This window comes from Marivivens niveibacter (assembly GCF_002150005.2).
GTDB classification, from domain to species: Bacteria; Pseudomonadota; Alphaproteobacteria; order Rhodobacterales; family Rhodobacteraceae; genus Marivivens; species Marivivens niveibacter.
Map to the genome: position 1 here is coordinate 918,395 of NZ_MSPP01000001.1, position 25,460 is coordinate 943,854.

Sequence of the window (25,460 nt, forward strand, 5' to 3'; positions counted from 1 at the left end):
AACAAGGCAAGGCAGGTAACATGGGCGCGCCATTTGCGACCGATCCATCGCGGTCCCGCGGTAGATTATACCCCGAAGAAGAAAGCCATTTTCGTTCCCCATTTCAACGGGATCGTGATCGTATTATCCACGCAAGCAGCTTTCGTCGTTTAAAACATAAAACCCAAGTTTTCATTGAACACGAAGGCGATTATTTCCGCACGCGCCTGACCCATTCGATCGAGGTCGCTCAGGTCGCGCGAACGTTGGCCAACACCATCGGTTTGAACCAAGAATTGGCCGAAGCGATCGCGCTGGCCCACGATCTGGGGCACCCTCCGTTCGGTCACACGGGCGAAGACGCGCTGCATGAGTTGATGGAGCCATACGGCGGCTTTGACCACAACGCGCAGGCCATTCGGATCGTGACCAATCTGGAACGCCACTACGCCGATTTTGACGGTCTAAACCTGACGTGGGAAACGTTAGAGGGCATCGCAAAACACAATGGCCCAGTGACGGGCGATATTCCATGGGCACTGCAAGATTATGTCGCCAAACACGATCTGGAACTGCACACCCACGCCAGCGCCGAAGCGCAGGTCGCGGCCTTGGCAGATGACATCGCATATAATAACCATGACCTGCATGACGGTCTGCGCGCCGAATTGTTCAGCACGGATGAATTGGCGGACCTGCCGATCCTGCACGACTGCTGGGCCGAGGTGGATAAGAAATACCCCGGTCTGAATTACTACCGCCGCCGCCACGAGGCATTGCGCCGGTTCTTTGGCATTTTGGTCGAAGATGTCATCGCGGTTACAACAGAAAATCTGCGCGAATTGGACCCGAAATCAGTCGAGGATGTCCGCGAGGCTGGCCGTATGATGGTACAGTTCTCTCCGGCGCTGTGGGCTGATTTAAAAGTGATCCGTAAGTTCTTGTTTACACGCATGTATCGCCACCCCAGTGTGGTTGAGATGCGCAAGCATGTGACAGGCGCGGTCAAGGATCTGTTCCCGATTTTCATGGCTGATCCCAGCCATCTGCCGAAACAATGGCGCAAGGATTTGGCAGAGGTTAAGACCGAAGTCGACCTTGCCCGAATTGTTTGTGACTACATATCCGGAATGACCGACAGGTTCGCAATTCAAGAACACGCGCGCCTGACAGGATCTGATATTATTGAACGGACAAGGGTTACAAATGTCGGTTGAAGCAGCTTCAGGCGCATTGTCGCCAGTTATGGCGTTTGCGCTGGTGGGCGCATTGGGTGTGGGATCACAATGGCTTGCTTGGCGTTTGCGGATGCCTGCGATCGTATTGATGCTATTGGCGGGCATTATCGTGGGGCCCGTTTTGGGCGTTTTTGATCCGCAACGGGATATTGGCAATCTGTTATCGCCCATGATCGCGATCGCCGTGGCCATCATTCTGTTCGAAGGCGGCCTGACCCTGAATTTCCATTCGCTGTCCGATGCGGCGGCTGGCGTGCGGCGGTTGGTGTTTATCGGCGCGCCGCTAGGATGGTTGGCGTCAACTTTGGCACTGCATTATGGTGCTGGCATTGGATGGGAAACGGCCGCTGTGTTCGGCGGTATTATGATTGTGACGGGTCCAACCGTGATCGCGCCGCTGCTACGTCAGGCGCGATTGGCAAAACGCCCCGCCAATTTGTTGCAGTGGGAAGCCATCCTGAACGACCCAATTGGTGCTTTGGCCGCTGTTTTGGCGTTCGAAGTCGTCATGGTCCGAAATACGGCAACAGACGCTGGCACAGCCACGATGGATTTCGTTGTTGGTATCGGTCTGGCGACAGTGTTGGGCGTCGTTGCGGGATACGGTATCGCTCGCGCGTTCAAACGTGCCTATGTTCCTGAATATATGAAGGTTCCAGTGCTGTTTACGGTGCTTTTGCTGACCTTTGCATTGGCGGACACTGTTCTACACGAAAGCGGCCTGCTGGCTGTAACGATCATGGGTATTTGGATCGCTAATGCAAATTTGCCCAGCTACACCGAACTGCGCCGTTTCAAAGAACACGCGACCGTGCTGCTGGTGTCGGGTGTGTTCATCCTATTGGCTGCAAATCTAGAATTCGAAGCCTTGGCGCGACTAGATTGGCACGCGGCCCTGTTCGTCGCTCTGGTGATTTTGGTCGCGCGTCCTGCGACTGTTCTGATTTCGTTGATCGGTGTCGATATCCCGTTCAAAGAAAAGCTGTTGGTCGCCATTACTGGCCCGCGCGGTGTTGTTCTGGTGGCTGTTGCAGGTTTGTTTGGTGAACGACTGGCCGCGATCGGTGTTGAGGATGGCGCTTTGGTTGGTCCATTGGCCTTTGTTCTGGTCGCCGCGACGGTTGTTCTGCACGGCTTCACGCTTGCGCCTGTTGCGCGCTGGCTGGGGCTGACAGGGGCAGGGGTTCCCGGCGTGATTATCGTAGGTGGGTCGACCTGGTCCACAGCATTGGCCGAAGCGTTGAAAAAGGCGTCTGTTCCTGTAGTCGTCACCGATCCTAACCATGCCAAATTGCGCACAGCGCGGTCAGCAGGTGTGCCAACATTCACCGGCGATATTCTGTCCGAAGCGGCAGAGGACCGATTGGAATTCGTGAGCTATGGTACTGTCGTCGCGGCAACGGACAACGATGCCTATAACACATTGGTCGCGACCGACCTTGCCCCTGAATTTGGGCGGGATCGCGTGTATCAATTGGTGCGCGAAAAATCTGACAGCGCGCGGCATAGTTTGCCCGCCACGTTGGGCGGCAAACATTTCGGCGATGAAAAAACGCTGCATGAATTGCGTGATTTGATGCGTAAGGGCTGGTTGTTCCGTGTCACGCGTTTGACCGAAGAATTCACATTCGACGATTGGCGTCAAAAACGTCCGAATGCTGTGATCTATGCCTTTGTGAATGCGGCGGGTGATATTCGGTTCGTCCGAAAGGACGATCAGGTCAAACCTGGGCCGGATGTGCAGATCATATCCATGCTGCCCCCCGGAAGTCTGGAAAGCGAAGCTGCGAAAGTCACGCCAAACTTACCCGACGATTTGACCCCGTAGTTTGCGGTACTTGGGCAGAAATATGCCTGCCGCAATCAAGACAATCAACGAATAGGCGCCCAAGGTGGAAAGGTAGTTCAGGTCTGAATATGTCGCTGCCGTATCTAGATCGAACCGCATTCCGCCTTTGCGTCCGATGATCATCAGTGGCACATAGGTCAAAGAAAACGCGAGCGCGATTGCTGCTGCGTGCAGCCATTCAAGTCCGCGATCAAAGGTCTGGTTTTGCCATTCCGACCATGCGCTGAAAAACGCGAAAACCATCAGACCATGCTGCGCCAAATGTTTGTTGGCGATGTAGAAATAGCTGTCGGTTTGCAGCTGTTCGTCAGTCATGGTGGATAGCAGGTCAAAGGCAAGGCTTGCCACCAAGACAACACTGACACCTATCGTAAGGTAGGGTTGATCGACGCGGTTGGGATCTACCAAAACGATCGCAAGGATCGCCAACAAAACGACCTCTGGCATGATATACAGTGACAGTCCGATGTCAGAATGCGTTTTAAGAAAGAAAAACGCATAAAGCGCGAACGTGCATAGCGTAAGTGCCATCATCAGTGCAGAGCCGATCCTGTAGGCGGACGATATGCACAAGGTCGATGCGCAGGCCAATAACGTCAGAGTCAGCGCAGTGACCTGCATGAATTCTTCGCCCAGTATGATCTGGTACCACGTTTGCGGCGCATCCGTGTGGTGGTGATGTACGATAAGGCTGATTTCTGGAACGAAGTTTGGTGCAACGCCGTGTCCAAACGCCCAGATGGCGATCAGAATTTGCAAAGCTCCCAGCCCAACGGCGATACCGCCCCACACATGGGCAGCGCGCGCATCTTTACTACGGGCAACGAACGCCAGAAACGATGCCACAAAGAAAAACAGGGCTGTGCCTAGCCCACCATGCAAATGCACAAATGATTCATACAGGGCTTGGGGGTCGTCACCGCCGAGTGCGGATAATACGGGCGACAAGGCAGGATTACTCAGTTCGCTTCGTATCAAAAGCGACAATAGGCCCATCACACAGCCCATCGTAAAAATGACGACTATATTCAACTTTACCATGTTCTGACCTTTACCGTTTCACTCGAATAACACAACCTACCTGAAAGCATGGCGCAGCTGGCCGTTGACCTTTGAATTGGCCGTGTTAAACCCAGCGCGAACCCGAGAAAGACGATGAAATGAACCTGTTTTCCGATATCCGCGCTTTGGTCATTGACTGCCTGACCGCTATGACAGCCGAAGGCCAGCTGCCTGAGGGCCTAGATTTTTCCAACGTAGCGGTAGAGCCTCCTCGTGATGCATTGCACGGCGATATGGCTACCAACGCTGCGATGGTATTGGCCAAACCTGCAAAGTCCAAGCCACGTGACATTGCAGACGCCTTGGCTGCGCGGTTGATCGCCGATGAGCGTGTGGCCTCTGCCGATGTTGCAGGGCCTGGTTTCTTGAACATGCGTTTGGCTGCAAATGTTTGGCCGCTGATCGTTAAGACCGCGTTGACCGATGACACCTATGGCCGTTCGGTTATGGGCGAGGGAATTAAGGTTAACGTCGAATATGTTTCTGCGAACCCAACCGGCCCTATGCATGTCGGTCACACCCGCGGTGCTGTCTTTGGCGACGCGCTGGCGTCGCTGCTGGATTATGCGGGTTATGACGTGACGCGCGAATACTACATCAATGATGCAGGTGCACAGGTTGACGTGTTGGCGCGTTCCGCGTTCGAACGCTACCGCGAAGCCAACGGTCTGGAACCTGTCATCGCCGAAGGTCTGTACCCAGGTGATTACCTGATCCCAGTTGGTGAAGCGCTCAAGGAAAAATACGGCGACAGCCTGATCGACCAGCCAGAATCGGAATGGCTAGCGGATATCCGCGAATTCGCCACCGCCGCGATGATGGATATGATCCGTGACGATCTGGCGCTGCTAGGCGTGAAAATGGATGTGTTCAGCAGCGAAAAGGCGCTGTACGGCACGGGCCAAATTGAAAACGCCATCGAACGTTTGCAGGCTCAGGGCTTGATTTACGAAGGCGTGCTAGAACCACCCAAAGGCAAAGTGCCAGAGGATTGGGAACCACGCGAACAGACTTTGTTCAAATCGACCGAATACGGTGACGATGTTGACCGCCCTGTGAAAAAATCGGACGGCGCATGGACCTATTTCGCGCCTGACGTTGCCTATCACTATGACAAAGTGGATCGCGGTTTCGACCAGCTGATCGACATTTTCGGTGCTGACCACGGTGGTTACGTCAAACGGATGAAGGCCGCCGTTTCCGCGCTGTCGAACAACAAGGTGCCTTTGGACATCAAACTGATCCAGCTGGTGAAACTGTTCAAAAATGGCGAACCGTTCAAAATGTCAAAACGTGCGGGCACCTTTGTGACCTTGCGCGATGTCGTTGAACAGGCGGGCGCGGACGTGACCCGTTTCCACATGCTGACCCGTAAAAACGATGCGCCTTTGGATTTCGATTTCGACAAAGTGTTGGAACAGTCCAAAGACAACCCTGTGTTCTACGTGCAATATGCATCGGCCCGTGTGCATTCCGTTCTGCGCAAAGCAGCAGAGCAGGGGATCGACGTATCGGATGCAGCGCTGCAAGCCGCTGACCTGACCAAAGCGGCGTCGGATGCCGAAATCGCTGTCGTCAAAAAACTGGCTGAATGGCCACGTCTGGTTGAAATCGCCGCCAAAGGCCACGAACCGCACCGCATTTCGTTCTACCTGTACGAATTGGCGTCGGAATTGCATGGACTGTGGAATAAAGGGAATGACGACATGTCGCTTCGTTTCATCCAAGAGGGTGATGTTGCAACAAGTCAGTCGAAAATCGCTTTGATCAAGGCCGTGGCGGTTGTCATATCGCACGGTTTGGGTATCTTGGGCGTGAAACCGGCAACAGAGATGCGCTAAAGCATCCATTTCGCCGGGCTCGAGCAGGCAACGAATTGAGGGACGCGGGCGCGCAAGCCCCGCGGCATAGGCGAAATGGCAGCGTATTCTGATGTGCGCGCTCCGCATCAAGCAGAGCGTAAGCTGAACACCGGTAAACTGGTCAATGTTGTAGGGGCCTGTGTGTCCTTGGCCGTCGTGGCAAGCGTCGGCGTATGGGGTTATAAATTGGTCATGCGCGATGTGACGGGCGTGCCCGTCGTTCGCGCAATGGAAGGCGCAATGCGCCAAGCGCCAAGCAATCCCGGCGGCGAAATCGCACCAAATCTGGGCCTATCCGTAAATGATGTCGCCGCACTGGGCGGAGCAACGGCACCTGAAGAGGCCGAAGCGGTTTTGCTTGCACCGCAAACGGCAGCGTTGCCAGCCGAAGATTTGGCCGTAATGCCAACCGCCGAAGCAGGAGAGGTGGTGGCCCAAGGCGTAGCCGAAGCTTTGGAAAAAGCCGCAGAGCCAGAAGCCGAAGCAGTTGCGACCCCGGTCGCCGCTTCGTCAGAGCCAATGACGGTCGAAGATATTTTGAAAATGGCCGATAACATCGCCGCCGGCGTTGATCCGTTGTCGACCGTTGCAGCTGATGATGTGCCGCCTGTGCAAACGTCGATCAACGGCGTTTCCACCGATTTCATCGCAGACATCATTCCCGCATCCGTTCCGGGCGTCTCTGAATCGCCGCGTCCAACTGTTCGCCCTGCAAATCTGGTCGTTGCTAGTGCCACCACCAGTGTTGCGGTGCCTGCGGCCGCTCCCGTTGCAACAGGCCGCACATTTGATCAGGCACTGGCCGCGTCCGAAGCATTGGCTTTGGGAACCAACTTAGTTCAGATCGGGGCGTATGACAGCGCCGAAGTCGCCCAAACCGAATGGGCTCGTTTTAACGCGCAGTTCCCTGATTATATGTCAGGCAAAACTCACGTCATTCAACGCGCTGAACGCGGCGGTCGGGTTTTCTATCGTCTACGCGCTGTGAATTTTGACGATCTGTCCGACACACGGCGGTTCTGTGCGGCCCTACTGGCCGAAGGTGTCGATTGCGTCCCTGTGGTGCTGCAATAAATGGCGGGTGCCTATATCCTTGCGCCTTTAGGGGCGCAGGTTTCAACTTGGGAACGGTCGTTTTTTCGGGATGCGGATCCATATGGGTTCATCCTATTCGCGCGAAACGTTGAAAGCCCCGATCAATTGCGGGCGCTCTGTCGTGATTTGCGCGACACCGTTGGGCGCGACGTGCCAATACTGATCGATCAAGAAGGCGGGCGCGTTCAACGCCTAACCGCGCCGCATTGGCGTCAGTGGATGCCGCCACTGGAGCTAGCCCGTTTGGCCAAGGATCCAGAACGCGCGTTTTATCTGCGCTATCGCATCATTGCAGATGAATTGCGGTCAGTCGGGATTGACGTGAACTGTGCGCCGACCTGTGACATCGCGCAGTCTGACACGCATCCATTTCTAAAAAACCGATGCATGGGCGAAACGCCGACCGAGGTCGCTGCAAACGCGCGCGCATCCATCCATGGTCATTTGGACGGTGGCGTCTTGCCTGTGATCAAACACATGCCCGGTCATGGGCGTGGCAAGGTTGATAGCCATCTGGGTCTACCTGTCGCCGATGTTGCGTTAGATGTTGCGCAGGATTGGGATTTCGCGCCGTTTCGTGCGGTAAATGATGCGCCAATGGGGATGAGCGCTCATATCGTTTATCCTGAGGCCGGAACCGCTCCAGCGACCCAGAACGCGGATATGATTGACCTGATCCGCCGCGATATTGGGTTCAACGGTCTGCTGATGACCGATGATATTTCGATGGAGGCGTTAGACGGCCCCGTAGAACATCGCGCAAAACTGTCTATTGATGCAGGCTGTGACGTTGTTTTGCATTGCAACGGCAAGGCGGATGAAATGCAGGCCATCGCGGCGACCTGCGGCGCGATGACAAAAGATGCGGCTATTCGGGGCGAAATGGCGCTGAAATGCCGCCAGACGCCCGAAACCATTGACATAAAGGCATTAGAGGCCGAATTTGGGACGCTGATAGCGTAAGGACCTGAATGGCCGAACAAACACAACTATTCAACGATCAGAAAATGAGCGTTTCAGAGCGGGTCGCCGCCGAAGCGTTGGTCGTTGACGTCGGTTCGTTTGAAGGCCCTTTGGACCTGCTGCTGTCGCTGGCACGCACGCAAAAGGTCGACCTTTTGCAGATTTCCATGGTTGCCTTAGCCGAACAATATTTAGCGTTCGTCGAAAAAGCCAAACAATTGCGGTTGGAATTGGCAGCGGATTATCTGGTGATGGCGGCGTGGCTTGCGTTTTTGAAATCGCGCCTTTTGCTGCCACCCGATCCGACCGAAGATGGACCATCGGGTGAAGAATTGGCCGCGCACCTTGCGTTTCAGCTAGAGCGGCTAGAGGCGATGCGCAATGCTGCGGCGAACCTGATGGCGCGGGATCAAAAGGGCCGTGATTTTTTCGTTCGCGGCGTGCCCGAAGATTTCGAACGCGTCCGCAAGGTACGGTATACGGCAACCCTGCTGGATTTGATGCAAGGCTATGCGCGTATTCGAACCAAGGATGAGTTTCGTCCATTCGTGATGGACCGCGAACATGTCGACACGATGGAACGTGCACTAGAGCGAATGCGACCATTGATCGGCTTTGCGCGAGAATGGACAGATTTGGTGATGTATATGCCAGATGGTTGGCAGGGCGACGCTATGCGGACCCGTTCTGCGACCGCTGCAACCTTTGCCGCGTCGCTAGAATTGGTGAAAGAGGGCAAGATTGAATTGCGTCAGGGGGAAACCTTTGCACCCATTCAAATCAGGCGAAAGGCTGTGAAAGATGACTGACGAAACCGAAGCCACAGACCTCACGCCAGATGAAAACGAACAGGAAGATAGCCTGTTTGATGCGCCGCACATGGCCGAACAGGAACGCATGGTCGAAGCGATCTTATTTGCCAGTACAGAACCGGTGACGATCCGCGAATTGGAAAAACGGATGCCGCACGGCTGTAATCCAGCGCAAGCGGTCGCCATGCTGGCCCGTCGGTACGAAGGACGCGGCGTGCGATTGAACAAAATCGGGGACGCTTGGGCACTGCGCACAGCGCCAGACCTAAGTTATCTGATGCAAAAGGAAACCGTCGAGGTTCGTAAACTGTCCCGTGCCGCGATCGAAACACTGGCGATCATTGCCTATCATCAGCCGATTACCCGCGCTGAAATCGAAGAAATCCGCGGCGTTTCCGTGTCGCGCGGTACGATTGACCAGTTGATTGAAATGGAATGGATCCGTTTTGGTCGGCGTAAGATGACTCCGGGTCGGCCTGTGACTTTTGTCGTGACACAAGAGTTCTTGGATCACTTTGGTCTAGAAAGCGCCCGTGACCTACCGGGGCTAAAAGAATTGCGTTCGGCTGGTCTACTGGATAACCGGCCACCGCCCGGTGCGGGGCAGATCGATGATCGGGATCCAGATGATGACGATGATGATGACGAACAGGCAGACCTGTTCATTGAGGAATAACCATGAATACCGAACGAATTATTCGATTGCTGATCCGTACATTGGGCAAACGCGGTGTGCGCCGTGCGATCCAAGATCGAGTGACAGGCAACAAAACAGACACGCCTGAGCAGCGCCGAAAAGCACAGCAGGTAAATCACAACATGATGCGGGCATCGCGCGCATTTCGCACGATCCGCCGTATGATGAAGATGCGCTAGTCAATTGCGCGGGGCTGGTCGCCCCGCATTCCATTTCAGCGCGCCCAGTTAAAGCGTCAGGCGGAGCGGAAATGTTTGGAAAGCTTGAGCCCTTGACCCTGATAGTTTGATTTGATTTCGCGGCCATAAAGTTGATCTGGAAGCGTTTCCATTTGTTCGTACACAAGGCGTCCGACGACCTGACCGTGTTCCAAAACAAACGGCGCTTCGTGGCAGCGTACTTCCAGCACACCGCGTGATCCCTGACCGCCAGCCTCTGCATGGCCGAAACCGGGGTCAAAGAAACCAGCATAGTGGACGCGAAATTCGCCAACCATGGCCAAATAGGGCGCCATTTCGGCTGCTTGCATGGGCGGAATGGTGACAGCTTCGCGGCTCACAAGGATATAAAACGCACCAGGGTCCAGAATGATCTGGCGGTCTTTGGTGTGTATCTCTTCCCAATATTCGGCAGGATCGTAATGGTTCAGATTGTCCAGATCGATCACGCCTGTGTGCGGTTTCGCGCGATAGCCCACCAGAGTCCCGTTTTCAGGGGCAAGATCGACGGAAAACCCTAAGCCTTCGTCAATAACGGGCGTGCCAGTGACCAAAGGGGTTTCGGTATGTAGCGCGCGCAATTCGTCGTCTGTCAAAACAGCGTGGCCTGACCGGAAACGGATCTGGTTCAACCGCATCCCGGGACGGACCAGAACAGAGAAGGACCGCGGACAAATTTCAGCGTAAAGAGGGCCCGTATATCCAGGTGCGATGCGATCAAATTCGACACCGCCATCGGTGATGGTACGGGTCAGCAGGTCCAAACGACCGGTTGAGGATTTCGCGTTGGCGACCGCTTGGATACCTGTTGGCAGTGCCAAGGATTCCATCAGCGGCACCACGTAAACGCAGCCCTTTTCCAGAACAGCGCCGTTTGTCAGGTCGACGCGGTGCATTTCAAATTCTTCTAGACGGTCGGCAACGGTCCGACCTTCGCCCGACAGGAACGATGCACGCACACGGTACGCAACCGTTCCTAATCGCAGGTCCAAGCTGGCAGGTTGAATTTGGCCTGTGACATATGGATCGGTCGCGGAAATGGCGCCGTCGTCAATCAGCTGTTTAATTCGTTGGCTGGGTAGAACGCCGGTCATCAATCCCTCCGATACAAAAACGCCCGCCCATTTTGCGGGCGGGCGGTTGTTAGTGGTCGGGCTAGCAGGACTCGAACCTGCGACCTTCCGTCCCCCAGACGGACGCGCTACCAGGCTGCGCTATAGCCCGACGTGGTGGCCTAAATACCCGATTTGCGCACAAGGGCAAGAGGGCAAAGCATCGAAAACGATAGGTTTTCCGAAATAGACCGATTACGTGATTAGTCGCGCAACATGCGCCCGTGCAGCTCCGCCAGTTTGGCTGCAAGGGGTGCGATTTTTGCTGCGCGTGCGGCGAGTTTTTCGACCGGTGCTGCGGCCAAAGATCCAAGAACCATGGCGCGGTCAGCGGTCGGTGCTGGTTTTGCGGTTGGCAGTTGAACAACGTTCGTTTCAGGTTCAAACCCAAACAAATCGCCCATAGCCGCGGGTTCGTCATCGACGGGTGTGTTCGCCGCCGGTCGTTTCATGACTGTTTCGATCACAGTGTCGTCGTTTTTCACGGGCAATTTTTCCACCGGTTCGGGGGCAGGGGCCGTGAGTGATGGCCCAAGAGCGGCGACATGTTTTGCGCCCTGTTCTTTGATCAGGCTTTGAACGGCTTTGATGCTCATCCCGTCTGAATGGAGCAATTGTTTAATACCGCCCAACAGTTCCATGTCTTGTGGTCGGTAATACCGGCGTCCCCCCGCACGTTTCACCGGTTTGATCTGGGAAAATTTGGTTTCCCAAAACCGTAAAACATGTGCGGGCGTGTCCAGCCAATCGGACACCTCGCTAATTGTGCGAAAGGCGTCACGGGATTTCTTCATCAGGTCAGCCTTTGTTGCCTGCCGCGACGCGGTCTTTCATCAGGTGGCTTGGGCGGAAGGTCAGCACCCGACGTGGAGAGATCGGAACCTCTTCACCTGTTTTTGGGTTGCGGCCAACGCGAGCTGCCTTTTCGCGGACGGAAAAGGTGCCAAAAGAGCTGATCTTGACGGTTTCGCCATCGACCAGCGCGTCCGAGATATGTTCCAACACGCTTTCGACCAAATCGGCGCTGTCGTTACGGGAAAGACCGACTTCGGCGTGAACAGCTTCGGCTAGGTCCATACGGGTTAAAGTTTTTTCAGACATCTCATCCCCCTGAGCTACTTACCAAAGCTTAGCCAGAGCCGAATTTCAGAGTCAATAACAAGGACTTGGCAGGTGTTAATTACCTTACCACCGAAGCAGCACAGAACCCCAAGCCAGGCCGCCGCCAATGGCTTCGGTGACGATTAGATCGCCTTGTTTAATGCGGCCTTCGAATGCGCCGACAGACAACGCAAGCGGGATTGACGCCGCCGATGTATTGCCGTGATCTTGAACCGTGACGATCACCTTATCCATTCCAACGCCCAGTTTTTTGGCGGTGGATTGGATGATGCGGATATTGGCCTGATGCGGGACAACCCAATCGACGTCGTCGGACGAAAGTCCGGCTGTTTCCAAAGACTTATGGGCCGTTTGTGCCAGTTTTTCGACCGCGTGACGGAACACTTCTTTGCCTTCCATGCGCAGAACGCCGGTTGTCTGAGTGGATACGCCGCCATCAACATACAGCAGGTCACGATAGGACCCGTCAGAGTTTAGATCGGTCGCTAGGATGCCGCGATCATCGCTGGTTCCGGATGCTTCTTCAGCCTCTAGAATAACCGCGCCTGCGCCGTCACCGAACAAGACGCAAGTGGCGCGATCTTCCCAATCCAGAATTCTGCTAAATGTTTCGGCACCAATGACAATTACACGTTTGGCAGAGCCCGCCTGAATCAGTGCGTTGGCGTTTGTCAGGGCAAAAACGAATCCCGCGCAGACGGCCTGAAGGTCGAAAGCAAAGGCTTTGGTCGCGCCGATATTGTGCTGAACCATGGTTGCGGCCGACGGGAATGTCAGGTCCGCGGTCGATGTCGCCAATACAATTGCGTCGATGTCGGCAGCATCAATACCTGCGTTTTCCAGCGCGGATTTGGCGGCTTGCGTGGCAAGATCGGATGTTGTTTGGCCTTCGGCAGCAAAATGACGGCGTTCAATACCGGATCGCGATACAATCCATTCGTTGGATGTTTCGATCTTGTCCTCGAACCAGCTGTTAGGAACCACGCGCTCTGGCAGGTAGTGGCCTACGCCTTTGACAACAGCTCTGATAGTCATGAAATATGCTCGCCTTAATTGTCGGCTTCAGCTTTGCTTTCACCGTCTTGGTGGTAATCTTGCGCTAAAGATGCCGCAGAGGCAACCCGAGCCGCCAGTTTGTCTGAAAACCCTTGTTGCCCAAGGCGATAGGCGAGTTTTAACGCAGCGTAAACCCCCATAGCGTCCGCGCCGCCATGGCTTTTGATCACTGTGCCATTGAGGCCAAGGAAAACACCACCGTTCACGCGGCGTGGATCAATCCGCTTTTTCAGACGGCGCAGGGATGTCATTGCGAATAGCGCGGCGATTTTGGAAAAAATCGTGGCGTTGAACGCATCCCGCAACGCGTCAGAGATCAACGTGGCTGTTCCTTCGCCGGTTTTAAGCGCAACGTTGCCGGTAAAGCCGTCGGTCACGATCACATCAACGCGGTCAGATGGCAGGTCGCCACCTTCGACAAAGCCGATGTATTCGAAATCACCAGCAGGTGCGGCCTTGGCGATCATTTCATGCGCGACTTTTAGTTCGGCGCGGCCTTTGTGTTCTTCGACGCCGACATTCAGCAACCCGACGCGCGGGCGGGGCAGGTCCATACCATTACGCGCATACGACGCGCCCATCAGCGCATAGGTCAGCAAATCGTCTTGATCGGCGCGAATATCTGCGCCCGCATCCAGCATGACGTTGAAACCGCTGGGGTTACGCGATGGCCACATGCAAGCAATTGCAGGGCGGTTCACGCCGTCTGCCTTGCGTAGTCGAAGCATCGACAGCGCCATCAATGCACCCGTGTTGCCACAGGATACACATGCGTGGGCTTCGCCATCGCGAACGGAATTGATCGCCGACAACATCGACGTGCCTTTGGAATGGCGCAAAACCTGCGATGGTTTGTCGGTCATTTTAACGACTGTGTCCGCGTGACGAATGTCTACGCGGTCGGTCAAACGTTTCCGTTCGACCAAAGGTTTCAGGGTGTCCTGATCCCCATGCAGCACGATACGGGCGTTCGGTTCCTTTTTCAGGAAAAGCGAAAGACCCGCGACAATTGCCGCAGGTCCTTTGTCGCCGCCCATAGCGTCGACTGATAGCACTACGGGCGCTCCGCTAGCCGCGTTGGACGTATCCATCCCGTCAGCTCCCACCCTAAAGTCCTAGATCAGCTTACGCTGCGTCTTCGTCCAGATCGACGTCGTTTGCTTGTGCAACAACTTCACGGTTGTCGTACTGACCGCACGAAGGGCACACGTGGTGTGGGCGCTTCAGCTCACCGCACGAGGTGCACTCGTTTGGGTTTGCTGCAACCAGAGCGTCGTGAGCACGGCGCATGTTGCGGCGCGATTTGGAGACTTTGTTCTGCTGAACTGCCATGTCTCTACCTATCCATTCGGGGGCACATGGCCCGGTGTTTCGTTGTTCAAAAGAAGATCGCGGGCGTCATAGGATAAAAGACGCAGCCTGTCGAGCCTCTTTGGAAAGAGCCGCGAACATACTGCGATTCAGTAATAACGCAACCCTATTTCTGCGGCGGTTAATCGTTTGTTTTGTCGCCTTTGTCCAGCGCATTTTTCAATGATGCCAGACCCGCAAAGGGGCGGGCGTCTTCGTCGGTCATCGGTTTTACGCCTGGTTCAGTATAAACAGCCTGTCCCAATTCGACGCCATCGGCCCGTGGAAAGTCTGGAATATGAAGCGATAGCGATTCTTCCATGATCACGGACAGGTCGATTGTGGTGGGCAAAGGTTCGATGGTTTCATCCTCGAACATCTCGGTTTCGCCCATTTGTGGTTCTTCGACGAAATCAGCCATGTAGTTACGGATCACTTTTTCGTCGATCCGTGTTGTGACTGGTTCCAGCGTGACAACGCAGTCTTGAACCACAGTTGCGCCCAATTCCGCTACCAATTGCCAATCTTTTTGACCAATAGGCACCAATTTGCCAGTAAACCTCAGTTTGCGCAGTGCATTAATACCCAGTGCATCGCGGATTTTCGCGCGGGTTTCTGCATCAGGCTCTATGGCAAAGCTGGTATCGGCACGGTTCTGCAGATCCGGTAGACGTAGGATTGTCTTGTCTGTGCTGGCCATGATGCTTCCTTTCTTGAATTATAGGGCATACCTAATGTAAGCCGATTAAAAGGCTCGGGCAGGCGATACAAGAGGGCAGCTATGTTCAAATTCCAACCAAACAACCGTTCCAAAGCGTTTTTGGCAGCGGTATGTGCGTCTGCATTTCTGGTATCGGGCTGTGTGGAACGGATTGACCGCCACGGATACACACCAGAAGTTTCGCAAATCGAAACCGTTAATCTGGGCAGCGACCGCCGTGATGATGTGATCGCAAAACTGGGCCAGCCGACGACTGGTGGTGTGTTAGATCAGGGCGGTCTGTACTATATTTCTTACGGAATGCGTCACTATGGTGCGCTGGCACCTAAAGAATTGGATCGCAAAGTTGTCGCGGTGACCTTTGACGGCAATGGCGTTGCACGTAACGTGGAAACATTCGGCGTTGAACAGGGCCGCGTTGTTTCGTTGTCGCGCCGTGTGACCGATGACAATCTGCGCGATACAACGCTGCTACGTCAGTTGCTGTCGTCGATCGGCAACTTCGATCCGACGAGCGTCTTTGGGGACGGGTAATTCGCCTAACACAGGTGTTACAAATCACCTGTACTGCTGCCCGTGATGGTATTGTGAATGGGCTGACGATGAATGTGATGTTACGCAAAGGCCTTTATGACGCGCATTTGGCGACCACGGACGCCGAATTACGTATGGCGCAAAAGCTACGTTACATGTGTTTCATTCGTGGCGGTGCAGCGGAACGGCCGGATCCAATCGATGCTGATTCCTTTGATGATCGTTGTCAGCATATGTTGGTGACGGATCGCCGTTCGGGCCAATTGGTTTGTTGTTTTCGCCTGATGTATCTGACCGCCGATCAGATCGGCGATAGTTATTCCGCGCAGTATTATGAACTGTCATCTTTGCGTGCCTATCACGGCCCAATGGTAGAAATGGGCCGGTTCTGCATTCATCCCGATGTGATTGATCCTGACATTTTGCGCGTCGCGTGGGGCGCTATGACAAAATTTGTGGACGACCACGGTGTTGAGCTGTTGTTCGGGTGTTCATCGTTCATTGGCACCGACCAAGAGGCCTATTTAGACGCATTTGATATGTTGGCGGAACGTCATCTGGCCCCCGCGCCTTGGTTGCCGAAAACCAAAGCCCCGAATGTCTTTCGCTTTGCCGCCGACCGTTTGTGCAGGCCACTGGACCGCAAAGCCGCGATGCGGCGTATGCCGCCGCTATTGAAAACCTATCTCATGATGGGCGGTTGGGTCAGTGATCATGCTGTGGTGGATACGGATTTAAACACGCTGCATGTGTTTACCGGACTGGAAATCAAATCAATCCCGCCTGCGCGGGCACGGGCACTGCGGGCCGTTGCAGGATAGGGCTTGCGCAAATTCGGGCGCGGCATTAGCTGCTGCGCTATGGCACGTGCACCTTTACTTCAGATTAGCGATATTTCCCTGACTTTTGGCGGGGATCCTGTGTTTTCCGATCTTTCGGCTGTGATCCAGTCGGGGGACCGAGTCGCCCTAGTTGGCCGCAATGGTTCGGGTAAATCCACCTTGATGAAAGTCATGGCTGGGTTGATCGAGGCGGACACGGGCGACCGCGTTGTCCCGCCGGGCGTGACCGTCGGCTATATGGAACAGGACCCCACGATGGAAGGGTTCGAAACTTTGGGCGATTATGCATCCAGCGAACTGCCCGAAGGCGAAGCCTACCGCGTTGAAATGGTGGCCGAAGGTTTGAAATTCGACCCCAATCGCCCCGTTGCAACGGCATCAGGCGGTGAACGTCGCCGCGCGGCATTGGCCAAACTAATGGCCGAAGCGCCCGAACTGATGCTGCTGGACGAACCGACCAACCATTTGGACATCGAAGCGGTGCAGTGGTTGGAAAACGAACTGAAAACCACCAAAGCGGCCTATGTCCTGATTTCCCACGACCGCGCATTCCTGCGTGCGTTGACCCGCGCAACCCTATGGATCGACCGCGGCGCCGTGCGTCGCCAAGAAACCGGTTTCGAAGGGTTCGAAGCGTGGCGCGATAAAATTTGGGAAGAAGAAGAGATGATGATCCACAAGATGGATCGCAAAATCAAAGCCGAAGCCCGCTGGGCGGTCGAAGGCATCTCTGCCCGTCGTAAACGGAATCAGGGCCGTGTTCGTGCGCTGCAGGATCTGCGCGCTGAACGCGCGTCCATGATCAAACGTCAGGGCACCGCCGCGCTGAACATCGAATCTGGTCCGACCTCGGGTAAAAAGGTGGTCGAGGTCGAAGGGTTGCAGAAATCCTTTGGTGACAAACAGATCATTTCGAATTTCGACATCACCATTCAACGTGGTGACCGCGTGGCTTTTGTTGGCCCGAACGGCGTTGGTAAAACATCGCTGATCAAAATGATACTGGGGCAGGTCGAACCTGACGCGGGCAAGGTCAAACTAGGCACCAACCTAGAAATCGCCGTGTTCGATCAGACCCGCGCGCAGTTGGACCCCGAAATGACATTGTGGGACAGCCTGACAGGTGATCCCGATATGCGTGTCGGCGGCCGTGCCGATCAGGTGATGGTGCGCGGCGTGCCGAAACACGTTGTCGCCTATCTCAAGGATTATCTGTTCGACGAACGTCAGGCCCGCGCGCCCGTTAAATCTCTGTCCGGCGGCGAAAAGGCGCGTTTGCTGCTGGCTAAACTGATGGCGAAACCGTCGAATATGCTGGTACTGGACGAACCGACCAACGATCTCGATATCGAAACGCTGGATCTGCTGCAGGAAATTCTGGACGACTATGATGGTACCGTCATCTTGGTTAGCCACGACCGCGATTTTCTGGACCGCGTTGCGACGACAACTGTCGCGATGGAAGGCAACGGCAAAGCCACCGTCTATGCAGGCGGCTGGACCGACTATATGGCACAGCGCAAAGAAACCATCGAGACGGTCGCGAAATCCGCACCCAAAGATAAACCAGCGGACAAACCCAAAACGGATCAGAAAAAATCCGGCCTGACGTTTACCGAAAAACACCGGCTAGAGGCGCTGCCCGCCGAGATCGACAAACTGAATGCCGAGATCGCAAAGCTAGAGGAATTGATGGCCGATCCAGAGCTGTTCACAAAACAGCCCGTCAAATTCCAAAAGGCGACCGAAGCCTTGGTTCAGCGCCAAAACGCTGTCGCCGCCGCCGAAGAGGAATGGCTAGAGCTGATGGAAAAAGACGGCGCCTGAACCGGTGGCGCAAAGATTGAAAAGGGGGCCGCTGGCCCCCCTTTGTCGTTCTATCCGCGCGAGATACGGATCAGGATAATGAACATCGCTGGGACCATCGCCAGATATGGAATGATTAACGCGGGATAGCCCCAATGCAGGATCGCGACGATCCAGACGGTCAGGACTGTGACCAATGCGTAATAGATGTTGTCTTTCGATCCAAATACCACGTCACGCGCCATCCATCCGATTAACGGCATGGCGTAGAATAGACGCGAAAGGAACGGAGTTTGCGGCGGGAGGGGTGTTAAGATACTCATATGTCGCATTTGGCATGTATGTATTGGTTTCGCTTTGCGGCAGGCTGACGCAATAAAACCGGAGCTTTTGGCCCCGGTTTTATAAAATTCATAACTGACAGGCGATTAGCCGTCGAAGTTGACTTCTTCCATCACGCGCAGGGCTTCGGCGCGGTGACCTGCCAGATCGGTCAGGCTCACGGTGTCGGCGTCGAATGTGCCCCAGCCTGCAACCAGTTCGGACAGCTCTGCGCTTTCCAGTACTGGGTATTCAAAGTTTTCTTCGGCATAGATCGCCTGAGCCGCTGGCGAAACCAGGAATTCCATCAGCTGCAGCGCTTCTTCTTTGTTTGGCGCAGCTTTGGTCATCGCGATGCCGGACACGTTGATGTGGGTGCCTGCGCCTTCGAATACTGGGAATTCGATGCGGACAGAGTTTGCCCATTCGGTCTGTTCTTCGTCGGACAGCATTTTGCCCATGTAGTAGGTGTTGCCCAGCGAAATGTCACATTCGCCAGCCCAGATTGCACGAACCTGCGCGCGGTCGTTGCCTTCTGGTTTGCGGGCTAGGTTTGCGCGAACGGCTTCTGCCCATTCTTTTGCGTATTCAACACCGTGGTGTTCGATGATGCCCGAAACCAGCGCCAAGTTATAGTTGTGAACGCCCGAACGGGTGCAGATACGGCCTTCCCATTTTGGGTCTGCCAGATCTTCGTAGGTGGTGACTTCGCCTTCGGCAACGCGGTCACGCGATGCGTATACGATACGAGCGCGGGTGGTCAGCGCGAACCACAGGTTTTCAGGGCTGCGCAGTTCAGCAGGAACAGCCGCTGCCAGAACTTCGCTATCTACTGGTTGGATCACGTCCGCATCAACGATCTGCTGCAGGTTCGCGATATCAACGGTCATGACCAGATCCGCGGGCGAACGGGAACCTTCGGCCTTCAGGCGCTCTGGCAGACCATCGGATACGAATGCCAGATTAACAGCGATTCCGGTTTCAGCGGTGAACGCGTCGATCACAGGCTGGATCAGTTCTGGCTGACGAGTGGTGTAAATGTTCACATCAGCGAATGCCGGAGCGGCCGAAATGGTAGCAGCGGTAAGTAGAAGCGAGCGAAGCATCGTATTTATTCCTTTGGTTTAGGTTGGGCGCCTTAAACCTGACTAAATTAATCGGGTCAATACCTGAATCTAATGGTCGGAATATATTTTCTTATCTTGGTTCGGCCTTCTCTGCCTGTTTGGCGGCATCCCACAGGGCGTCCATTTCCTCTAGGTTGCTGTGTTCGGGTGATGACCCTTTGGCGTTTAGGGCGTCCTCTACCGCATTGAAGCGGCGTATGAATTTTGCGTTGGTGCGGCGTAGGGCGGCCTCTGGGTCGACGTTCATGTGCCGTGCAAGGTTCGCCATGACGAACAGCAGATCGCCCATTTCCTCTTCGACCTCGTCTTGGGTCAGAGTGTCGCGGGCTTCGACCAATTCTTTGGATTCTTCGATGATTTTGTCGATGACTTCATCGGTGGATGGCCAATCGAATCCGACCCGCGCGGCGCGTTTTTGCAATTTCATCGCGCGCAGTAGGGCGGGCAATCCGGGGGCGACGCCGTCCAATACGCGGGTTTCGGATTTGGCGGCGCGCTCTGCGGCCTTTACGGCCTCCCATCTGTCGACCTGATCGTCGGCGGAAAAATCATTGCCTTCGCTACCGAACACATGGGGGTGGCGGGATACCATTTTATCACTGATCGATTTGATCACGTCGTTGATGTCGAAATACCCAGCCTCATCCGCCATTTGGGCGTGGAACACCGATTGAAACAGCAGATCGCCCAATTCGCCGCGCAGTTCGTCCCATGCGTTGCGTTCGATAGCATCGGCGACCTCATAGGCCTCTTCGATCGTGTAGGGCGCGATGGACGCGAAATTCTGTTCCACGTCCCATGGGCAGCCGCCTTTGGGGTCGCGCAGGCGGCGCATGATTTCGATCAGACGCTCCATCCCGCCGTTTGGATCATGCACGATTGCGTCAGATTGGGATTGGTTCATTGCGGCCCACCGAAAATTAGAGTTTGGTCAGCCCAAAGGTATTCACACAATCCCAAGAGTCCACCCATGCCCGTATTGAACCGCATCGCTGATTTCGCCGCCGACATGGCCGAATGGCGTCAGCATCTGCACAAACATCCCGAACTGGGGTTCGATTGCCATAATACGGCGGCCTTTGTTGTAGATCGTCTGCGCGAATTTGGCATCACGGACATTCACACAGGCATCGCGACCAGCGGCGTTGTCGCGATTATCGAAGGGCAGGGTGATGGAGCCACGATTGGCCTGCGCGCGGATATGGATGCGTTGCCGATTATCGAAGATACGGGGGTGGAATACGAATCCGTCCACCACGGAAAAATGCACGCTTGCGGGCACGATGGGCACACGGCGATGTTGCTGGGCGCCGCGAAATATCTGGCAGAGACGCGCAATTTTGCGGGCCGCGTTGCCTTGATTTTCCAACCAGCCGAAGAGGCTGGCGGCGGCGCAGGCGTCATGGTGAAAGAGGGCGTGTTGGATCGTTTCAACATTTCCCGCATCTTTGCCTTGCACACACGGCCCGGCGTGGCGTTGGGGGAATTCTATACGACCCCCGGACCGATTATGGCCGCGGTGGATGCATTCGATATTCATGTCAAAGGTGTCGGCGGTCACGTCGCCCACCACGAAGCTGCTCGCGATCCGATCGTTGCAGCCTGCGCCATCACAACAGCCATTCAGACGATTGTCAGCCGCAGCCGCGCGGCAGAGGATGATTTGGTCGTTTCTGTCTCTCAAATCCACACAGGTTCGGCCGACAATATCATCCCTGACACGGCCTATATTAATGGCACTGTCCGCACCTTTGGCCGTGATGTGCAGGGCATGGTCAAACGCCGTTTGGCGGAAATCGTTGCAGGCACCGCAGCCGCCTATGGGGTCGAGGCAGAGCTGGATTATCTGGATGACTATCCGCCCACCATCAATGACGAGGCCGAAACTGAATTTGCTACCTGCGTTGCGCGGTCGATTGTTGGCGATGATAAAGTCGACGACAAAGGCCACAAAGAAATGGGCGCCGAGGATTTTTCCTTCTTCCTAGAAAACCGTCCTGGGGCTTATCTGTTCCTAGGCAATGGGGATACAGCACAGGTGCATCACCCGAAATTCAACTTTGATGACCGCTCTGCACCGTATGGAGCCAGCTATTTCGCGCGGTTGGTCGAAATGGCCCAACCTAGGGGTTGACCCGTGGCTGTGAAATCGGCCAATTGGATTTGATCAAATTTTTAGATGGGGGCCGTCATGGCGCTGGAAGACGCAAAAAAACAGATCGATTTGGCATTTACGCGCAAAGATCGCAAAGGGTTGGCCTATGAAAACGCCTTTGGCGGGGCGACGTCGTTTTTGCGCCGCGAATATTCCAAAGATCTGACTGGCGTTGATATCGCGGTCACGGGCGTTCCGTTCGATCAGGCGGTGACGAACCGCACAGGCACCCGTTTTGGCCCCCGCGCAATCCGCGAAGCATCGACCCTACAGCCCTATGATCCGCCCATTGGATGGGGATTTGATCCGCTGGGCGATTTTTCGATCATCGACTATGGCGATTTGGCGTTTGATTACGCACATACGCCCAGTTTTCCGCCGCTGCTGACGGATCATATCAGCACGATTTTGTCGGCAGGCGCGGCTTCGGTAACGCTGGGCGGCGATCATTCGATCACTTTGCCGATCCTAAAGGCCTACGCTGAAAAATACGGGCCAATGTCCGTGATCCAGTTCGATGCACATTCCGACCTATGGGCCGACGATGATTTCGACCGGATCGACCACGGCACGTTTATGTATAAGGCCGTGAAACTAGGCTATGTAGATCCCAAACGGTCTGTTCAGATTGGTATCCGCACCGAATGCGACGATTACCTGGGGATGCACTATATCGACGCGCGGTCGGTGCATGAAATGGGTCTGCCTTGGGTCATTGAACGGGCGAAATCCATCGTAGGGCAAAACCCGACCTATGTGACCTTTGACATCGACGCGCTGGATCCAGCGTTTGCGCCTGGTACGGGAACGCCCGTTTGGGGCGGATTGGCCAGTTGGCAGGCAGCAGCGTTGTTGCGCGATCTGGCGGGGATCAACATGGTCGGCGGCGATGTGGTTGAGGTGTCGCCCCCATTTGATCACGGTAACATCACAGCCGTCGCAGGCGCCCATGTCGCGATGGAGCTGTGCTGTCTGAACCTATGGAATAAACGTAAATGAAAATTGTTGCTTTGATTGTCGCGCTGTTTTTGGGGTTTGCCGCCTATGTTCGGTTGGCCCCATTAGACGCGCAGCGATTTTTCAAACGAAACGATGCCGCAGATACGGGCGGGATCGGTGAATATCCTTTAGACGGCGGGTACGCGATCGTGCGTGAAAACACGACAGACGCGTTGGAACGGATCAAGGCCGCAGCACTCGCCACAGATCGGACAGGGTTGTTTGCAGGGTCGGTGCAAGATGGGCATATGCTGTTTGTAACTCGCAGTGCGCTCTGGGGATTTCCTGATTACACGAACGTCTATATCAACGATGAAGGTCTGTTGGTTGTGTCTGGCCATTTACGGTTTGGCCGTAGCGATCTGGGCGTAAATCAGCGGCGCGTGACCGAATGGCTGACCGTTGCGGGGCTAAGCTGACTTGACGCCGCGCGGGGCCTGCGCCATTGCAGTGAACCATGATACCTAGTGATAAACTCGACCAGATTATTTCACGCTTTCAGTTTCTAGAGGCGAAACTGAACGGCGGTGTTGACCCATCCGAAATCGCGGCCCTGTCGCGCGAATATTCGGAATTGGAACCTGTGGTGAAAACCGTTCAGGGCTACCGTCAGATTGTCGCCGACATCGCCGAGGCCGAAGAAATGATGTCGGACCCCGACATGCGCGCCTTGGCCGAAGAAGAACTGCCAGAGCTGCGCACCGCGTTGGAAACGGCGGAACATGATGTTCAGCTGGCTCTGCTGCCCAAAGATGCCGCCGATGGCCGCCCTGCGATTATGGAAATCCGCCCGGGGACAGGCGGGGATGAAGCATCGCTGTTCGCTGGTGATCTGTTGCGCATGTATCAGCGCTATTCCGAAGATCAGGGTTGGAAATTCGAAATCCTAGAACAGTCGGAAACCGAATTAGGCGGTATCAAAGAGGTCGTCGCGCGTATCGCAGGTGATGGCGTTTTCGCCCGCATGAAATACGAATCCGGCGTCCACCGCGTTCAGCGCGTTCCGGAAACAGAAAGCGGCGGGCGTATCCATACCTCGGCCGCGACGGTCGCTGTGTTGCCAGAGGCAGAGGACGTGGACATTCAGATCAACGCCAATGACATTCGCATTGATACCATGCGGTCATCGGGCGCGGGTGGTCAGCACGTGAACACCACCGATTCCGCGGTACGGATCACGCACATCCCGTCGGGCATTGTTGTGACCAGTTCGGAAAAATCGCAGCACCGTAACCGCGAAATTGCGATGCAGGTTCTGAAAACGCGCCTGTTCGATCTGGAACGCCAAAAGGCACATGACGAACGGTCCGAAAGCCGCAAAAGTCAGGTGGGATCGGGCGATCGTTCTGAACGCATCCGTACCTATAATTTCCCGCAGGGCCGTATGACGGATCACCGCATTAACCTGACGCTGTATTCGCTGGATAAGGTCATGCAGGGCGATCTGGAAGAAACCATTGATGCGCTGATCGCTGATGCTCAAGCCACCATGTTGGCAGAGTTGAACGGATGACCACGGGTTCGGTACTGCTAGCCAAAGGCGTGCGCCAGCTAACGGATGCGGGCGTGCCAAATGCGCCGCGCGATGCGCGCCGTTTGTTGGCTCATGCCACGGGCGTTGACGCGGGGCGTTTGACACTGATCTTACCAGAGGAAGTCACCGAAGCCGCAGAGGCGCGTTTCGCCGCCGTTCTACAACGCCGCGCCGCGCGTGAACCCGTGTCGCACATTCTGGGCTATCGCGAATTTTACGGCCGTAAATTCAAGGTGAACCGCCACGTACTAGACCCGCGCCCCGAAACCGAAATCTTGATCGAGGTTGCGTTGCAACAGCCCTATGGCGGTGTCATCGATCTGGGCACTGGGTCGGGCTGTATTTTGCTGACGTTGCTGGCCGAAACAGAAGGTGCCCAAGGCATCGGCATTGATCTGTCTGAAGACGCTTGTTTGATCGCAGAACAAAACGCGATTGCGCTGGGGTTGGAGCATCGCGCAGCCGTGCTGCGGTCATCGTGGTTTGACGGGTTGCAAGGCCAAGTCGATCTGATTGTGTCGAACCCGCCCTATATTGCGCCTGTTGAGATGTCCGATCTATCGCCTGAAGTGCATGATTTTGAACCGCATATGGCGCTGACGGATGGTGTAGATGGGCTAAGTGCCTATCGTGAAATCGTAGCGCGTGCGCCTGATTATCTGGTGGCCGAGGGCCGTATTATTTTCGAAATCGGACCAACGCAGGGGGCTCCTGTATCGCAATTGCTAACGGCGGCTGGGTTTGGACAAGTTCAGGTCATTCAAGACCTTGATGGGCGCGACCGTGTCGTTTGTGCCGTAAAACCGTCTTAAAAGAATATAAAACATCCAAAAAAGGTGATTTTAGGTAATTAAGGCTTGTCATTCCTGACCAGCTTTGTTTACTCAGACACATCGCACGGTTGGTGGCCTTGGCCCCCCGACGATATTAGCCAGAACATCGCACGGCATTTTGTTCCCCGCTGGGGGAAACGCCAGAGCGCAACGCATATTACGCTGCACGAAAG

27 protein-coding genes and 1 tRNA gene are annotated in these 25,460 nt (G+C 55.1%); 16 read left to right on the top strand and 12 right to left on the bottom strand.

All coding sequences use genetic code 11. From position 1 onward, the window contains the following. The first annotated feature begins 20 nt into the window (after nt 1-20). Both BVC71_RS04475 and BVC71_RS04480 read left to right on the top strand, forming a co-directional pair. Complete coding sequence (locus tag BVC71_RS04475) at nt 21-1,196, top strand: deoxyguanosinetriphosphate triphosphohydrolase (RefSeq protein ID WP_086450395.1); 1,176 nt, start codon at nt 21-23, stop codon at nt 1,194-1,196. Continuing rightward, nucleotides 1,186-3,045, top strand: coding sequence for a cation:proton antiporter (locus BVC71_RS04480; protein ID WP_086450396.1), 1,860 nt, complete (start codon nt 1,186-1,188; stop codon nt 3,043-3,045). The genes BVC71_RS04475 and BVC71_RS04480 overlap by 11 nt, the downstream gene beginning before the upstream one ends. Here BVC71_RS04480 and BVC71_RS04485 read toward each other — a convergent pair. Further along, nucleotides 3,022-4,107: a hypothetical protein gene (locus BVC71_RS04485; RefSeq protein WP_133064491.1), complete on the bottom strand. Its 1,086-nt coding sequence runs from the start codon at nt 4,105-4,107 to the stop codon at nt 3,022-3,024. The genes BVC71_RS04480 and BVC71_RS04485 overlap by 24 nt on opposite strands. A 119-nt stretch (nt 4,108-4,226) precedes the next feature. Here BVC71_RS04485 and argS point away from each other — a divergent pair, with 119 nt between their 5' ends. The 6 genes from argS to BVC71_RS04515 all read left to right on the top strand — a co-directional run bounded on the left by argS (nt 4,227) and on the right by BVC71_RS04515 (nt 9,736). After that, complete coding sequence (gene argS / locus BVC71_RS04490; protein WP_086450398.1) at nt 4,227-5,969, top strand: arginine--tRNA ligase; 1,743 nt, start codon at nt 4,227-4,229, stop codon at nt 5,967-5,969. 75 nt (nt 5,970-6,044) lie between these two features. Next, the gene (locus BVC71_RS04495; RefSeq protein ID WP_086450399.1) at nt 6,045-7,064 is read left to right on the top strand and encodes an SPOR domain-containing protein; all 1,020 of its coding nucleotides are present in this window, start codon (nt 6,045-6,047) and stop codon (nt 7,062-7,064) included. After that, a complete protein-coding gene (locus tag BVC71_RS04500; protein ID WP_086450400.1) occupies nt 7,065-8,048 on the top strand; it encodes a glycoside hydrolase family 3 N-terminal domain-containing protein in 984 nt (327 codons plus the stop codon). An 8-nt stretch (nt 8,049-8,056) separates the two neighbouring features. Further along, the gene (locus BVC71_RS04505) at nt 8,057-8,857 is read left to right on the top strand and encodes a segregation and condensation protein A (RefSeq protein ID WP_086450401.1); all 801 of its coding nucleotides are present in this window, start codon (nt 8,057-8,059) and stop codon (nt 8,855-8,857) included. After that, nucleotides 8,850-9,536: an SMC-Scp complex subunit ScpB gene (gene scpB, locus BVC71_RS04510; protein ID WP_086450402.1), complete on the top strand. Its 687-nt coding sequence runs from the start codon at nt 8,850-8,852 to the stop codon at nt 9,534-9,536. Before BVC71_RS04505 ends, scpB begins: the two co-directional genes overlap by 8 nt. A 2-nt stretch (nt 9,537-9,538) precedes the next feature. Then, nucleotides 9,539-9,736 (top strand): hypothetical protein, encoded by a 198-nt coding sequence (locus tag BVC71_RS04515; protein WP_086450403.1) that lies wholly within the window; start codon nt 9,539-9,541, stop codon nt 9,734-9,736. Between the two features lie 56 nt (nt 9,737-9,792). Here BVC71_RS04515 and BVC71_RS04520 read toward each other — a convergent pair whose 3' ends face one another. The 8 genes from BVC71_RS04520 to BVC71_RS04555 form a co-directional block, all read right to left on the bottom strand. After that, nucleotides 9,793-10,869, bottom strand: coding sequence for a 2'-deoxycytidine 5'-triphosphate deaminase (locus BVC71_RS04520; protein WP_086450404.1), 1,077 nt, complete (start codon nt 10,867-10,869; stop codon nt 9,793-9,795). 53 nt (nt 10,870-10,922) lie between these two features. Beyond that, nucleotides 10,923-10,999, bottom strand: a tRNA-Pro gene (locus tag BVC71_RS04525). Between the two features lie 91 nt (nt 11,000-11,090). Continuing rightward, nucleotides 11,091-11,681 (bottom strand): MerR family transcriptional regulator, encoded by a 591-nt coding sequence (locus BVC71_RS04530; RefSeq protein WP_086450405.1) that lies wholly within the window; start codon nt 11,679-11,681, stop codon nt 11,091-11,093. Nucleotides 11,682-11,685: 4 nt separating this feature from the next. Further along, on the bottom strand, nt 11,686-11,988 hold the full coding sequence (gene ihfA, locus BVC71_RS04535; protein ID WP_086450406.1) for an integration host factor subunit alpha: 303 nt from the start codon (nt 11,986-11,988) through the stop codon (nt 11,686-11,688). Between the two features lie 84 nt (nt 11,989-12,072). Then, nucleotides 12,073-13,044 (bottom strand): beta-ketoacyl-ACP synthase III, encoded by a 972-nt coding sequence (locus BVC71_RS04540; protein WP_086450407.1) that lies wholly within the window; start codon nt 13,042-13,044, stop codon nt 12,073-12,075. A gap of 14 nt (nt 13,045-13,058) precedes the next feature. After that, nucleotides 13,059-14,156, bottom strand: a complete 1,098-nt coding sequence (gene plsX, locus BVC71_RS04545; protein ID WP_086450408.1) for a phosphate acyltransferase PlsX — start codon at nt 14,154-14,156, stop codon at nt 13,059-13,061. Between the two features lie 34 nt (nt 14,157-14,190). Next, the gene (rpmF, locus tag BVC71_RS04550) at nt 14,191-14,397 is read right to left on the bottom strand and encodes a 50S ribosomal protein L32 (protein ID WP_086450409.1); all 207 of its coding nucleotides are present in this window, start codon (nt 14,395-14,397) and stop codon (nt 14,191-14,193) included. Between the two features lie 160 nt (nt 14,398-14,557). Further along, nucleotides 14,558-15,115, bottom strand: a complete 558-nt coding sequence (locus BVC71_RS04555; protein WP_086450410.1) for a YceD family protein — start codon at nt 15,113-15,115, stop codon at nt 14,558-14,560. A gap of 81 nt (nt 15,116-15,196) precedes the next feature. On the opposite strand from BVC71_RS04555, the gene BVC71_RS04560 reads away from it, so the two are divergent. The 3 genes from BVC71_RS04560 (at nt 15,197) to BVC71_RS04570 (ending at nt 18,339) form a co-directional block, all read left to right on the top strand. Next, a complete protein-coding gene (locus BVC71_RS04560; RefSeq protein WP_086450411.1) occupies nt 15,197-15,670 on the top strand; it encodes an outer membrane protein assembly factor BamE in 474 nt (157 codons plus the stop codon). A gap of 68 nt (nt 15,671-15,738) precedes the next feature. After that, the gene (locus BVC71_RS04565; protein WP_086450684.1) at nt 15,739-16,491 is read left to right on the top strand and encodes a GNAT family N-acetyltransferase; all 753 of its coding nucleotides are present in this window, start codon (nt 15,739-15,741) and stop codon (nt 16,489-16,491) included. Between the two features lie 39 nt (nt 16,492-16,530). Continuing rightward, on the top strand, nt 16,531-18,339 hold the full coding sequence (locus BVC71_RS04570; protein WP_086450412.1) for an ABC-F family ATP-binding cassette domain-containing protein: 1,809 nt from the start codon (nt 16,531-16,533) through the stop codon (nt 18,337-18,339). 50 nt (nt 18,340-18,389) lie between these two features. On the opposite strand, the gene BVC71_RS15325 is transcribed toward BVC71_RS04570, so the two are convergent. The 3 genes from BVC71_RS15325 to mazG all read right to left on the bottom strand — a co-directional run bounded on the left by BVC71_RS15325 (nt 18,390) and on the right by mazG (nt 20,670). Then, on the bottom strand, nt 18,390-18,641 hold the full coding sequence (locus BVC71_RS15325; protein ID WP_133064492.1) for a hypothetical protein: 252 nt from the start codon (nt 18,639-18,641) through the stop codon (nt 18,390-18,392). 105 nt (nt 18,642-18,746) lie between these two features. Then, a complete protein-coding gene (locus BVC71_RS04575; RefSeq protein ID WP_086450413.1) occupies nt 18,747-19,745 on the bottom strand; it encodes a Fe(3+) ABC transporter substrate-binding protein in 999 nt (332 codons plus the stop codon). Between the two features lie 91 nt (nt 19,746-19,836). Beyond that, complete coding sequence (gene mazG / locus BVC71_RS04580; protein WP_086450414.1) at nt 19,837-20,670, bottom strand: nucleoside triphosphate pyrophosphohydrolase; 834 nt, start codon at nt 20,668-20,670, stop codon at nt 19,837-19,839. Between the two features lie 66 nt (nt 20,671-20,736). On the opposite strand from mazG, the gene BVC71_RS04585 reads away from it, so the two are divergent. Genes BVC71_RS04585 through prmC form a run of 5 tightly spaced genes read left to right on the top strand, consistent with a single transcriptional unit; the run spans nt 20,737 to nt 25,266 of the window. Further along, nucleotides 20,737-21,900 carry a M20 aminoacylase family protein gene (locus BVC71_RS04585; RefSeq protein WP_086450415.1) on the top strand — a complete coding sequence of 388 codons (1,164 nt, stop codon included), beginning with the start codon at nt 20,737-20,739 and terminating at the stop codon, nt 21,898-21,900. Between the two features lie 57 nt (nt 21,901-21,957). Next, nucleotides 21,958-22,920, top strand: coding sequence for an agmatinase (gene speB, locus BVC71_RS04590; RefSeq protein WP_086450685.1), 963 nt, complete (start codon nt 21,958-21,960; stop codon nt 22,918-22,920). Beyond that, nucleotides 22,917-23,339: a DUF1499 domain-containing protein gene (locus BVC71_RS04595; RefSeq protein ID WP_086450416.1), complete on the top strand. Its 423-nt coding sequence runs from the start codon at nt 22,917-22,919 to the stop codon at nt 23,337-23,339. Before speB ends, BVC71_RS04595 begins: the two co-directional genes overlap by 4 nt. A gap of 38 nt (nt 23,340-23,377) precedes the next feature. Next, a complete protein-coding gene (gene prfA, locus BVC71_RS04600; protein WP_086450417.1) occupies nt 23,378-24,433 on the top strand; it encodes a peptide chain release factor 1 in 1,056 nt (351 codons plus the stop codon). Next, a complete protein-coding gene (gene prmC, locus BVC71_RS04605) occupies nt 24,430-25,266 on the top strand; it encodes a peptide chain release factor N(5)-glutamine methyltransferase (RefSeq protein WP_086450418.1) in 837 nt (278 codons plus the stop codon). Before prfA ends, prmC begins: the two co-directional genes overlap by 4 nt. The last annotated feature ends 194 nt before the right edge of the window (nt 25,267-25,460 follow it).